Origin of the sequence: Streptomyces sp. RK62, assembly GCF_018070255.1 — a bacterium.
GTDB lineage: Bacteria > Actinomycetota > Actinomycetes > Streptomycetales > Streptomycetaceae > Streptomyces > Streptomyces nigra.
Genome location: NZ_JAGPYD010000002.1, coordinates 233,408 through 245,946 on the forward strand (window position 1 = coordinate 233,408; position 12,539 = coordinate 245,946).

The following is a 12,539-nucleotide window of genomic DNA, read 5'->3' on the forward strand; positions in this document are numbered from 1 at the left end:
TAGAAAGGTCTGGACCACAGGTCAATAGGTCTGGACCACTTGACGTTCGGCACCTGATGGGCATCCCCCGCCCGCGCTCTAGATACCCAACTCCTGGGAGAGTACGGCCGCTTGGACCCGGCTGCGCAGCTCCAGCTTCCCCAGCAGACGGCTGACGTGCGTCTTCGCCGTCGCCTCGGCCATGTCCAGCCGGTTCGCGATCTCGGCGTTGGACAGCCCCTCGCCGAGACACGACAGCACCTCGCGCTCGCGCCGGGTGAGCGCGTCCAGGACGGACGGATCGGCCTCCCGGGCCGGTTTCGCCGCGAACTCGGCGATCAGGCGCCGGGTGACGGCCGGCGCGATCAGGCCCTCGCCCCCCGCCACCGTACGCACCGCCGTGATCAGGTCCTTCGCCTCGGTGTTCTTCAGCAGGAACCCCGACGCCCCCGCGCGCAGCGCCCCGAAGACGTACTCGTCCAGGTCGAAGGTGGTCAGCACCAGTACGTCCGCGAGCCGCTCGGCGACCACCTGCCGGGTGGCCGACACCCCGTCCAGACGCGGCATCTGAATGTCCATCAGCACCAGGTCGGGGCGCAGCTCCCGGGCCAGGGCCACCGCCTGCTCGCCGTCCGCCGCCTCGCCGACGACCTCGATGTCGGGGGCGCTGCGCAGGATGAGGACGAGGCCGGCGCGGACCGAGGACTGGTCCTCGGCGACCAGGACACGGATCATGCGGAGTCTCCTTCGGTCAGCGGAAGCAGGGCGCGCACGGCCCAGATCTTGCCGTCCGCGGACCCCGGTTCATGGGCGGGGCCCGCCTCGAACGTCCCGCCCAGCAGCGCGGCCCGCTCCCGCATCCCGACCAGACCGGCGCCCGAACCGGGCGCGCGCGGCCCCTCCCGGTCGCCGAACGGGCTGGTCACGGTGACGGCCAGACAGCCGTCCCGCCGGGCGAGGGTGACCGTGACCGGGCCGGGCGCCGCGTGCTTGAGGGCGTTGGTCAGCGACTCCTGGACGATCCGGTAGGCGGCCAGCTCCACGGGCGCGGGGACCGTGCCGGGGTCGGCGTCGAGGCGGACGTCCAGGCCGTTGGCGCGGGCGCCGTCGGCCAGCGCGTCGAGGCCGTCCAGGGTCGGGGCGGCCGCCGGTTCGGTGCCGGCGCCCGCCTCCCGCAGGATGCCGATGAGCCGGCGCATCTCGGCGAGCCCGGCGACGCTGTTCTCCCGGATCACGGACAGCGCCTCCCGGGAGGTCGCCGGGTCGTCCAGGGAGAGCGCGGCGGTGGAGTGGATGGCGATCGCCGAGAGGTGGTTGGCCACCAGGTCGTGCAGCTCGCGGGCCATCCGGGAGCGCTCCGACGTCACGGCCTGGGCGCGGTCCATCTCGGCCAGCAGCGCCGTCTGCTCGGCCCGCAGCCGGGCGGCCTCGGCGGCGTCGCGGTGGTTGCGCACGATCCAGCCGGTGGCGGCGGGACCGTACGCCACGACCCCGATGACCACGCCGATGAGCAGCGCCTCCGGCACCCGCCAGACCGCGTACGGGACGACCGTCCCGGTCACCGTCAGCAGCCCGGTGATCCACTGGATGCGCCGGGCCGAGGCGAGCGGGCCGTACAGCACGGCCGCGTACATGATGTCGGTGAACATCAGGACCGTCGCCAGGTTGCCCTGGGTCAGCACGTCCGCGGCGATCGCGGGCGTGGCGATCATCAGGGCCGTCCGCGGGGCCGCCCGGCGCAGCAGTTCGCAGCCGGCCATCACGGTGAGCGGCACCAGGATCGGCCAGGGCCCGTCGAAGAGCGTGACGGGGTCCTCGCGGGACCGGTTGCCCAGGCCGATGCCCACCAGGAGCAGACCGCCGAGCAGCCCGGCGACGGCGACGTACACGTCGAAGCGGTGCGGGCGGGGGAGGGCCATGCGTTCCATCCAACACGCTGCCCGGGGCGGACGCGTGCTGCCCGAGGCGGGTCCCGGACTGCATCGTTCGATGTACGGCGGTTTCGTCACCGCCGACGACGGAAGCGGGCGCGCCCGGCGGGAGCCTGGAGGGGTGAACGAAGGGAGCCTGTGGTGATCGTCGCCCTCATCGTCGCCTGCGAGGTCGGGTTCTGGGTGCTGCTGGCCCTGGGGCTGGCCGTGCGCTACCTGCTGAAGTGGCGCCGCACGAGCGTCGTGCTGCTGCTGTGCGAGCCGGTGCTGGAACTGGTCCTGTTCGCCGCCACGGCGGTCGACCTCAGGAACGGCGCCGAACCCGGCTGGGAGCACGGCCTGGCAGCGCTCTACATCGGCTACACCGTCGCCTACGGCCACTACACGATCCGCTGGCTCGACGGCCACGCCGCGCACCGCCTGGCCGGGGCGCCCCGGCCCCCGCGCCCACCGCGCTACGGCATGGCACGGGCCCGGCACGAGGGCGCCCTGTGGCTGCGGACGCTCCTCGCGGCGGCGGTCGCGCTCACCCTGCTCCAGGCGGCCGTCTGGTACGTCGGGGACGGCGACACCTCGTCCCTGCGGTCCTTCCAGTGGGTGGCGCTGCGCGCCGCCGGCATCCACGGCCTGATCGCCCTGACCTATCTGCTGTGGCCGAAGCGGCCCAAGGCCGAGCCCGACCGGGAACCGGAGCGTAGGACGGTGGGCCGGTGACGGCTAGCGCTCCCCGCCCGGCACCCACAGCACGTCCCCGACCTCCTTGTTCGCCGTCCTGGCGAGGATGAACAGGAGGTCGGAGAGGCGGTTGAGGTAGGTCGCGGTGAGCGGGTTCATCGTCTCGCCGTGCACCTCCAGCGCGGCCCACGTCGAGCGCTCCGCACGCCGGACCACCGTGCACGCCTGGTGCAGCAGGGCCGCGCCGGGGGTGCCGCCGGGCAGGATGAAGGACCGCAGCTTCTCCAGCCGCTCGTTGAAGCGGTCGCAGTCCGCCTCCAGCCGGTCGATGTAGAACTGCTCCACCCGCAGCGGCGGGTACTCCGGGTTCTCCACGACCGGCGTCGACAGGTCCGCGCCCACGTCGAACAGGTCGTTCTGTACGCGAGTGAGGACCTCGACGACCTCCTCCTCCAGCCCGCCCAGCGCGATGGCGGTGCCGAGCACGGCGTTCGCCTCGTTGGCGTCGGCGTACGCCGAGATCCGCAGATCGGTCTTGGAGGTCCGGCTCATGTCGCCGAGGGCGGTGGTGCCCTGGTCGCCGGTCCGGGTGTAGATACGCGTCAGATTGACCATGCGACCAGCCTAGTTATGCTCCGGCGGCGCGGAAGACGCGTGTGCCCACTGTCACGGCGAGCGCGGCGAAGAGGACGGCCACGACCGTGCCGTACAGCATGTGCTGCGTGGTGTACGCGCCGACGTAGGCGTCCCGGACCGCGTCCACCAGATAGCGGAACGGTACGAAGTGGGACAGCACGTCCAGCCAGCGCGGCCCCAGCGTCATCGGCAGCATCAGACCGGACAGCAGCATCATCGGCATCGTCAGCGCGTTGACCGCCGGGCCGAACTCCTGCGGGGTGCGGACCTTCAGCGCGAGCGCGTACGACAGCGAGGCCAGCGACACCGTCAGCAGCCCCACGAAGGCGAACCCGATCAGCACGCCGGGCAGCGGGGCGCGCAGCCCCATCACGAGCGCCGCCAGCACCAGCAGCACCGCCTGGAAGACGAACACCGTGGCCTCCCGCAGCACGCGCCCGAGCAGCAGGGCGAGCCGGCTGACCGGCGTCACCCGCATCCGGTCCACCACGCCCTGGCCCTGCTCGATGATGACCGCGAACCCCGCGAAGGACGCGCCGAACAGCCCGAGTTGGAGCAGCAGCCCGGGCACCAGCACCTGCCAGGAGGACCCCTTCCCGCCGAGCGGCAGGTCCGTGAGCAGCGGGCCGAAGAACAGCAGGTACAGCAGCGGCATCAGCACGCCGAAGAGCAGCGCGAAGCGGGAGCGCAGGGACTGGCGCATGTAACGGCCGTAGATGAGGGCCGTGTCCTGGATCAGCATGAGGGTCCTATACGGCTACGGGGGCGGCGTCGGCCGGGACCGGGCCGCGCCCGGTGACGGCGAGGAAGGTGTCCTGGAGGGACGCGTCGATCGAGCCGCAGTGGCGCAGCTTCAGCGCGCTCGGCGTGCCCTCGGCGACGACCGTGCCGCGGTCGACGATCACCAGGCGGTCGGCGAGGGCGTCGGCCTCGTCCAGGTAGTGGGTGGTCAGGAAGACGGTGGTGCCCTGCTCGTCGCGCAGCCGCCGCACCAGGTCCCACAGATCGGCCCGGCTGCCGGGGTCGAGACCGGTCGTCGGCTCGTCCAGGAACAGCACCGCCGGGCGGTGGGTGAGCGCCATCGCGATGTCCAGGCGCCTGCGCTGGCCCCCGGAGAGGGCGCCGGCCTTGCGGTCCAGCAGCTCGGTCAGGCCGAGGTCGTGGGCGAGTTCCGCGGCGCGCTCGACGGCCCGCGCCTTCGGCAGGCGGTACAGGCGGCCCTGGGTGACCAGCTCCTCCCGCACGGTGATCTGCGGGTCCACCCCGCCCGACTGGGCCACGTAGCCGCTGGCGCGCCGCACCCCCGCGGGGTCGGTCGCGAGGTCGTGGCCGGCGACGGTGGCCGCGCCGCCGGTGGGGGCCAGCAGGGTCGTCAGCATCCGCAGGGTCGTCGTCTTGCCGGCGCCGTTCGGGCCGAGGAAGCCGAGGATCTCGCCTTTCTGGACGGTCAGGTCGACGGAACGCACGGCCTCCACGGGGCCGCGCCGGGTCTGGAAGGTACGGGCCAGTCCGGCCGCACTGATGACAGGCATGCGCCTAGAAAAACAGAGTCACTGAAATTTTGCAACGGCCCCAAAATTCAAGAGACCCCATCGAAGTTAGGATGAGGGCATGACGGAAGGGCTCAGGGAGCGCAAGAAGCGCGAGACGCGGCAGCGGATCTCGGACATCGCCACCGGGCTGTTCCTGGAGCACGGCTTCGTGACCGTGACCATGGCGGACGTGGCGGAGGCCGCCGACGTCTCGGTGAACACCGTCTACAACTACTTCCCGGCCAAGGAGGACCTGTTCTTCGACCGCTCCGCCGGCGTCGTCGACCAGCTGTCCCGCTGGGTCCGGGCGCGGCCGGAGGGGGAGTCGGCCGCCCGCGCGGTGCTGCGCGAGCTGCGCGCCGACGTCGAGGGGGTCTCGCCCCGCGTCGGGCTCATGGAGGGCTACGACCGCTTCATGCGCTGCATCCACGAGGCGCCCCCGCTGCGCTCACGCCTGTGGAGCCTCCAGCAGGAGATCCACGACGACCTCGAGGCGACCCTGCGCGAGGACACCGGCGCCGACGCCGGCGACCCGCTGCCGGGGCTGATCGCCGGTCAGCTCGCCTGGATCCACCACACCGTTTTCACGGCCGTCGGCCGGGAGATGCTCAAGGGGCGCAAACCGGGCGAAGTGTCCCGTGAGACGCTGGTGCTTCTCGACGACATCGAGGAGCTGTTGAGCGAGAAGGTGCTCAACTACGCCGTCCGGGGCGCGCAATGAGCCGTGCCGGTGTGATGTCCGTCAGATGAGACGTGACTCGCGTTACTAACCGGTCACACAGTGCCTCACTGCCGCTAGGGTCCGCCGAAGAGCAACCTCAACAGGGTGTAAGGCGTTTCTCGAAGGAGTCGCAACAGTGGCACGGAAGCTTGCCGTCATCGGCGCCGGCTTGATGGGTTCCGGGATCGCCCAGGTCTCCGCGCAGGCGGGCTGGGACGTCGTCCTTCGGGACGTCACGGACGAGGCGCTCAAGCGCGGCACGGACGGCATCAAGGCCTCGTACGACAAGTTCGTGAGCAAGGGCAAGCTCGAGGCGCATGACGCCGACGCCGCCCTGGCCCGGATCACCGCGACCACCGACCTGGACGCCGCCGCGGACGCCGACGTTGTCGTCGAGGCGGTCTTCGAGAAGCTCGAGGTCAAGCACGAGATCTTCCGCGCGCTCGACAAGATCGTGCGCCCCGACGCCGTGCTCGCCTCCAACACCTCCGCCATCCCGATCACCAAGATCGCGGCGGCCACCGAGCACCCCGAGCGGGTCGTCGGCGTGCACTTCTTCTCGCCGGTGCCGATGATGCAGCTCGTCGAGCTGGTCCGCGGCTACAAGACCAGCGACGAAACCCTCGCCACCGCCCGTGAGTTCGCCGAGTCCGTCGGCAAGACCTGCATCGTCGTCAACCGCGACGTCGCCGGTTTCGTCACCACCCGGCTGATCTCGGCGCTCGTCGTCGAGGCGACCAAGCTCTACGAGTCGGGCGTCGCCACCGCCGAGGACATCGACCTGGCCTGCAAGCTGGGCTTCGGGCACGCCATGGGCCCCCTGGCCACGGCCGACCTGACCGGCGTCGACATCCTGCTGCACGCCACCGGCAACATCTACACCGAGTCCCAGGACGAGAAGTTCGCCCCGCCGGAGCTGATGCGCCGGATGGTGGACGCGGGTGACATCGGCCGCAAGAGCGGGCAAGGCTTTTACAGCTACTGAGGTTTCGTACACCACCGCACAGCCCCCGCACGAGTCACGCGATGGGGTGAATTCGGTATCGGTTCGCTTACAGACGGCAACCTCTGGCCGCTGAACGCAGTCAGAGGTTGCATCACCGGCCACTGCGAAGACTCGTAGCAACGACAGACCCACGCACCTACGCAGACCACACACCGCGGAGCACGAACGCACGCTTAGGGGAGCGCTATGCACATCAGGGGCGACCACGCCGAACTGGTCGTCGGGGGCCGCCTCGACGTCCGCAGCGCGGCGGACGCCCGTACGGTCCTGCACTCGGCCGTCGACGACGGAGTCGGCGATCTGGTGCTCGACCTGTCCGAGCTGGACTCCTGGGACGCCACCGGACTCGGGGTGATCATGGGGGCCCACCGGCGGGCCGGCCGCTGCGGCCGGCGCCTGGTGCTGCGCGGCGTGCCGCTGCAGATGCAGCGCCTGCTGGTGGCCACCCGGCTGCACCGGATCCTGGCGATCGAGGGCGGTATCGGGGTGGAGTCCCTGCCCCGGGTGTGACACCCCGGCACGGGTGGGGCGGGACAGTCGGGCGTTCCGTCTGCGAACGGCGCACCACGCACAATCCTCACGAGACTGTGATGTCTCGGACGGCGCGGGACCCCGGGCTGTCGTAGATACTGTGCGAAGGTTTAGGGTTCGGCTGCCCGCTGGCTAGACGTTTCCCTTCGAGCGGGCCCGGACCAGAAGCGACAGCGCGGTGTGCAGCAAGGCCGGGAGGGGCTTGGCAGACGCACACGACGCTTTTGGGGGGCTTGGAACCTATGGACCCGAACACCCGGGGACCCGAGGGGTACGGCCATGACGCCGACGAGCAGTCGTCGCGTCCGCGCCCGCCCAGGGATCCCCTGACACCCGACTTCGGACAGCACGCGCCGACACTCGCCCGCACCGTGCAGCTCGTCTCGGGCGATCTCCTGCTCACCGTCAACCCGGTCGACGGCAGCGAGATAGAACCCTGCCCGCCGGCCGAGCGGCCGGCCCGCCCCGAGAAGCTCTCCGCGGCCGACCGCGCCGAGGCCGACCGCGCCGCGCGGCCCCCGGTCCCGCCCGGGCCGACGCGTCCCGCCCCGCCCCTGCTGGCCCGCCAGGAGGAGCGCGAACAACTCGTACGGCTGCTCGCGCGCGGCCGCTCCGTGCGCCTGGTCGGCCCCCGCGGCGCCGGCCGCACCAGCCTCCTCGACCTCGTCGCCGAGGACTGCGAGGACCTGGCGCCCGACGGGGTGATCCGGCTCACCGGCTTCCGCCGCACCCCGGACGATCTGCTGCACGACCTCTTCCGCGCCGTCCACGACGCCCCGCTGCACCGTCCGGAACAGGACGAACTGCGCGCCTGCGTGCGGGACATCGGAGCCGTCGTCGTCCTCGACGACATCGAGTTCGGCGGCACCGCCCTCGACGAGCTGCTCGACGCGACCCCCGAGTGCGCCTTCCTGATCGGCGCCACCCCCGACGTGCCCGCCCCGTCCGCCGAGTCCGACATGGAGGAGGTCGAGCTCGGCGGCCTGGAGCGCGCCGCCGGCATGGAACTGCTGGAACACGTCGTCGGCCGCGACCTCACCGAGGACGAGCGCAACTGGGCGGGCGACCTCTGGTTCGAGTCGGAGGGCCTGCCGCTGCGGTTCGTCCAGGCGGGCGCGCTGCTGCGGCAGCGGGACCGGCTGCGGGCCGAGGCCGAGGCGGTCGACGAGTACGGCGTCTTCGAGGCCGCCCCGCCCGCCGACGCCGTCGACACCGAGACCGTGCGCGACCGCGAGGAGGTGCCGCTGCCGTCCCTCGGGGAGGCCGCCGCACCCGCCCGGCTGCTCGCCTCACGGCTCAGCGCCTCCGCCCGGGCCGCCCTGCGGTTCGCCGTCGCGCTGGGCGGCGAGATGCCGCACCAGGCCCATCTGCCCGCCCTCGTGGGCGACACCCACGCGGACGCCGCCCTCGGCGAGCTGGCCGACTGCGGACTGGTCTCGCCGATCGGCTCCCGCTACCGGCTCGCCGCCGGGGTGCAGATCCAGCTGGAGAGCGCCGGCTACGCCGACGACATCGAGGAGACCGCCCTCAGCGCCGCCCAGCACTACACCTGGTGGGCCGGGCACCCCTCGGTCACCCCGGAGCGCGTCAGCGCCGAGGCGGACGCCCTGCTGGCCGCGCTGGGCGTGCTCGTGGCCTCCCCGGCCCCGGCCCCCGCCGCGGACGCCTCCGCGTCCGAGGAGGACGAGACCGACCCCGCCGTCCAGCTGGCCCGCGCGGCGGCGCCCGCGTTCGCGGCCGGACTGCACTGGAGCGCCTGGGAGCGCGCGCTGCGCGCCGGCGCCGAGGCGGCCCGGGCGGCCGGTGACGTCACCGAACAGGCCTACTTCCACCACGAGTTGGGTGTCCTCGCGCTGTGCGACGGCCGGCTGGACCGGGCCCGCACCGAGCTGGAGACCGCGATCGGCCTGCGCGGCGCCCTCGCCGACAAGCGCGGCACCGTCGCGGGCCGCCGCGCCCTCGCCCTCGTCGACGACCGCTCCGGCACCGCGCCGGGACTCGTCGCCTTCGGCGCGACGGCGGGCGAGGAGGTCCCGGACGCCCGGTACGAGGAGTCCCAGTCGCCGCCCGGGGGAGTGCCCGCCCCGTTCCCGCCGGTCGTCGACACCTCGACGCTGGTCACCCACCGCTCGGCCGCACCCGCCGCCTCCCCGCTGCCCTCCCACAAGGGCCGGGGCGGAGTGCGCAGCTTCGCCAGGCGCAACCTCGTCGCGGCCGGCGCGGGCGCGCTCCTGGTGGCCGTCCTCGGCACGGTGGTGACGCTCGGCGCGACCTCCGACGGCGACCCCGAGGGCCCGTCCACGCGGGTCGGCGTCAACCCGTCCGCGAGCCAGGGCGCCGGCGACGACAGCCTCGGCGCGGACGAGGTGGCGGGCACCGACGGCAAGGACTCGGGTGACACCGGGTCGGCGACCAGCCGGCCCACGGACCCCGGCCCCGACGGCACCCTCGGCACCTCGGACGACCCGACGCCGACCAGCTCGGCGAAGCCGTCGGACGACCCGAGCGGCACGCACAAGCCGGGCGGCGGCGACTCGGACGAGACCACCAAGCCGCCGTCGAGCACGAGGCCGCCGTCCTCGACCAGGCCACCCCGGCCGACCGAGACGGAGACCGAGGAACCGACGGAGGATCCCACCGAGGAGCCGACGGAGGACCCGACCGGCACCCCGACGGAGGACCCGACGAACACGCCGACCAGCTCGACGTCGGCCAGCGGCCCGTCCTCCTCCGGCCCGGCGGAGACCAGCTCCGCGAGCGCCCCGCAGAGCGACGGCCCCGGCTCGCCGAGCGACGCCTCCGACACCGTCATCTGAGGTCCCCTCAGGACCCACTCACGACGAAGGGCCGGTTCCGTCCGACGGAACCGGCCCTTCGTCCTGAGCGGGGCGCGTCAGAACAGCCGCAGCTTGTCGTCCTCGATGCCGCGCATCGCGTCGTAGTCGAGCACCTGGCAGCCGATCCCGCGGTCCGTCGCCAGCACCCGGGCCTGCGGCTTGATCTCCTGGGCCGCGAAGATGCCGCGCACCGGGGCGAGATGGGGATCGCGGTTCAGCAGCTCCAGATAGCGTGTCAGCTGCTCCACACCGTCGATCTCGCCGCGCCGCTTGATCTCGACCGCGACCGTGCGGCCCTCGGCGTCCCGGCACAGGATGTCCACCGGGCCGATGGCGGTCATGTACTCGCGCCGGATCAGTGTGTAGCCCTCGCCGAGCGTCTCGATGCGGTCCGCGAGGAGTTCCTGGAGGTGCGCTTCCACGCCGTCCTTGATCAGACCGGGGTCCACGCCCAGTTCGTGCGACGAGTCGTGGAGGATCTCCTCCATCGTGATGATCAGCTTCTCGCCCGCTTTGTTGGTGACCGTCCAGACGTCCTTCTGCTCGCCGTCGCCCTCCTTCAGCGTGCAGGGCGGCGACATCCAGTTCAGGGGTTTGTAGGCCCGGTCGTCCGCGTGGATCGAGACGCTGCCGTCCGCCTTGACCAGGATCAGACGGGGCGCCGAGGGCAGGTGGGCGGTGAGCCGGCCCGCGTAGTCGACGGAGCATCGGGCAATGACGAGACGCATGGTCCGCAACGCTACTCGACGGGCCAGGGTCGACGCGATCCGCCCTGGGGGAGTCCGGAAGACCCCGGACTGCCCCTGTTCGTTTCTGGCCGATTGTGAGCCTAAAGGGACTGGCTCATGTACGCATTCTCCTGGTGCCGTCACGGTCTGTTGCCTACCGTATTAAACGGGAGGTCGCGGGGTGTGTACACAGCGTGTCCGGTCGCGCGGACTCCCTCATCTGTCCGGCAACCCCTGCCACGGCGGGGGTGCGAGAGGAGAACCCATGTCGCTCGACGTCTCACCGGCCCTACTCGAGAAGGCCGAGCGAGGCGAGGTCGACGAAGCCGAATTCGTCGACTGCGTCCGGACCTCCCTGCCCTATGCATGGGAGATGATCAGCTCCCTGGTGGCTCAGCTGAAGGTCGACGGCGGTCAGTTCGCCGACAACCAGACGCCCCCGCCGGACGAGCAGGCACGGGGTCAGTTGCTGCGTGCCCTTGCGAGCGACGCGATACGCGGCGCCCTGCAGCGGCACTTCGGGGTGCGGCTGGCCTTCCAGAACTGCCACCGGGTGGCGGTGTTCCCGGTCGACTCCTCGGTCGACGACACACTGGCCCGCTTCACCTCGGTCCGCAGTCAGGTGCTCAACCAGTCCCCGGAGTTCAGGGACTGCTGACACGAGGCGCTCGCTTGCCGCTCCGTACGCGGGAGGTGCATTCAGTACCGGGGCGGCAAGCCCATCGGCGGGGACCCCCCGCGCGCGTTTCAGCCGAGCTGCGGGAGGACCTCCGCGCCCAGCCGCCGTACGTTCTCCTCGGTGGCCGTCAGGTCGCCCGAGCCCTCGACCAGCAGGGCGAAACGGGAGATCCCGGTCCGCTCGCTGGTCGCGGCGAGCCGGTCGACGGCGAGACGCGGGGTGCCCACCGGGTGCAGCCCGCAGAGCAGTTCGGTGTACGCGAGCGGGTCGCGCATGGCCCGCGCGCGGCCGTCCACCGTCACATGGGCGTCCAGCCCCTGCCGCAGCCAGCCGGGCATCGCCTTCGTGAGCGTCTCCACGGCGTCGGTGCGGCGGTCGGCGATCTGGCAGACCCCGGCGGAGACATGGGCGGCCTCGCGGATCTCGTCCCCGGAGCGCCCGGCCGCGCGCGCGTGCTCCCGCCACAGGGCGACCATCTGTGCCTTCTCCTCGTCGCCCACGTGCATGCCGAGGAGCATCGGCAGCCCGCGCTCGGCCGCGAGGCGCACACTGCGCGGCGAGGTGCAGGCGACGACCACCTCGGGGCCGTCCACGTCCGTGAGGCACTCCGACGGCCGGGGCACGACCGCCACCTCGCGGAAGCCGAACCGCTCGCCGGCGGCCCCGACCGCCGGTTCGCGCAGCCAGCGCAGCAGCAGATCGAGTGATTCCGGGAAGCCCTCCTCGTAGGCGCCGAGGCCCGAGCCGAAGACCTCCAGGTCGACCCAGGGCCCGCCGCGCCCCACGCCCAGCGAGAACCGCCCGCCGGACGTGATGTGCAGCAGGGCGGCCTGCTCGCCCAGGGCCACCGGGTGCGCGGTCGGCAGGACGCTGACCGCGGTGCCGACCCGCAGCCGGCGCGTGCGGCCGAGCAGCAGGGCGGCCAGGGTGACCGCGGACGGACAGGTGCCGTACGGCACGAAGTGGTGCTCGGCCAGCCAGACCGAGTCGAGGCCCGCCTCCTCGGCGACCTCGGCGGAGCGGACCGCCCGGTGCAGCGCCTCCCCGTCGCCCTGGCCAGGGAACCGGGCCGCCAACACGAAACTACCTACGCGCATTGCTGTTTTCCTGCTTCCTTGGCTCCGACGCGGAGCTCCCCCAGCGGGCATAACCGTCTGACACGTGCCGAGGACACGGCCTGGCGGGGGGATTTGCGGATTGTCTGCAGAATCGAGGGTCCGCGCGGGGGACTTGTGGGGGTTGGTGCCGTACGGGTACCCCGGTCGGCGCCGCGTAGGCTGGAGT

The 12,539-nt window shown here is 72.3% G+C and carries 13 protein-coding genes; 6 read left to right on the plus strand and 7 right to left on the minus strand.

Annotated elements, in window-relative coordinates:
* Positions 1-78: 78 nt before the first annotated feature.
* The gene (locus KBY32_RS04850) at positions 79-714 is read right to left on the minus strand and encodes a response regulator transcription factor (protein ID WP_210978998.1); all 636 of its coding nucleotides are present in this window, start codon (positions 712-714) and stop codon (positions 79-81) included.
* On the minus strand, positions 711-1,898 hold the full coding sequence (locus KBY32_RS04855) for a sensor histidine kinase (RefSeq protein WP_210978999.1): 1,188 nt from the start codon (positions 1,896-1,898) through the stop codon (positions 711-713). The genes KBY32_RS04850 and KBY32_RS04855 overlap by 4 nt, the downstream gene beginning before the upstream one ends.
* Before the next feature lie 153 nt (positions 1,899-2,051).
* Between KBY32_RS04855 and KBY32_RS04860 the strand changes: the two genes are divergently transcribed.
* Positions 2,052-2,624, plus strand: a complete 573-nt coding sequence (locus tag KBY32_RS04860; RefSeq protein ID WP_055625199.1) for a hypothetical protein — start codon at positions 2,052-2,054, stop codon at positions 2,622-2,624.
* 3 nt (positions 2,625-2,627) lie between these two features.
* On the opposite strand, the gene KBY32_RS04865 is transcribed toward KBY32_RS04860, so the two are convergent.
* Genes KBY32_RS04865 through KBY32_RS04875 form a run of 3 tightly spaced genes read right to left on the minus strand, consistent with a single transcriptional unit; the run spans position 2,628 to position 4,753 of the window.
* On the minus strand, positions 2,628-3,200 hold the full coding sequence (locus KBY32_RS04865) for a cob(I)yrinic acid a,c-diamide adenosyltransferase (RefSeq protein WP_210979000.1): 573 nt from the start codon (positions 3,198-3,200) through the stop codon (positions 2,628-2,630).
* A gap of 13 nt (positions 3,201-3,213) precedes the next feature.
* Positions 3,214-3,963, minus strand: coding sequence for an ABC transporter permease (locus KBY32_RS04870; protein WP_210979001.1), 750 nt, complete (start codon positions 3,961-3,963; stop codon positions 3,214-3,216).
* Positions 3,964-3,970: 7 nt separating this feature from the next.
* Entirely contained in the window at positions 3,971-4,753 is a 783-nt protein-coding gene (locus KBY32_RS04875) for an ABC transporter ATP-binding protein (protein WP_055625187.1), read from the minus strand.
* Positions 4,754-4,832: 79 nt separating this feature from the next.
* Between KBY32_RS04875 and KBY32_RS04880 the strand changes: the two genes are divergently transcribed.
* The 4 genes from KBY32_RS04880 (at position 4,833) to KBY32_RS04895 (ending at position 9,827) form a co-directional block, all read left to right on the plus strand.
* Positions 4,833-5,474 (plus strand): TetR/AcrR family transcriptional regulator, encoded by a 642-nt coding sequence (locus KBY32_RS04880; protein WP_210979002.1) that lies wholly within the window; start codon positions 4,833-4,835, stop codon positions 5,472-5,474.
* 136 nt (positions 5,475-5,610) lie between these two features.
* Positions 5,611-6,459, plus strand: a complete 849-nt coding sequence (locus KBY32_RS04885; protein ID WP_055625189.1) for a 3-hydroxyacyl-CoA dehydrogenase family protein — start codon at positions 5,611-5,613, stop codon at positions 6,457-6,459.
* Between the two features lie 207 nt (positions 6,460-6,666).
* Complete coding sequence (locus KBY32_RS04890; protein WP_055625190.1) at positions 6,667-6,990, plus strand: STAS domain-containing protein; 324 nt, start codon at positions 6,667-6,669, stop codon at positions 6,988-6,990.
* A gap of 263 nt (positions 6,991-7,253) precedes the next feature.
* Positions 7,254-9,827 (plus strand): ATP-binding protein, encoded by a 2,574-nt coding sequence (locus KBY32_RS04895; RefSeq protein ID WP_210979003.1) that lies wholly within the window; start codon positions 7,254-7,256, stop codon positions 9,825-9,827.
* Between the two features lie 77 nt (positions 9,828-9,904).
* Here the strand turns inward: KBY32_RS04895 and nucS are convergent, their stop codons facing one another.
* Positions 9,905-10,576: an endonuclease NucS gene (gene nucS / locus KBY32_RS04900; protein WP_055625192.1), complete on the minus strand. Its 672-nt coding sequence runs from the start codon at positions 10,574-10,576 to the stop codon at positions 9,905-9,907.
* A 265-nt stretch (positions 10,577-10,841) separates the two neighbouring features.
* Here nucS and KBY32_RS04905 point away from each other — a divergent pair, with 265 nt between their 5' ends.
* Complete coding sequence (locus KBY32_RS04905) at positions 10,842-11,234, plus strand: SCO5389 family protein (RefSeq protein WP_055625193.1); 393 nt, start codon at positions 10,842-10,844, stop codon at positions 11,232-11,234.
* Positions 11,235-11,323: 89 nt separating this feature from the next.
* On the opposite strand, the gene KBY32_RS04910 is transcribed toward KBY32_RS04905, so the two are convergent.
* Positions 11,324-12,352 (minus strand): LLM class flavin-dependent oxidoreductase, encoded by a 1,029-nt coding sequence (locus tag KBY32_RS04910; RefSeq protein ID WP_055625194.1) that lies wholly within the window; start codon positions 12,350-12,352, stop codon positions 11,324-11,326.
* Positions 12,353-12,539 lie beyond the last annotated feature (187 nt).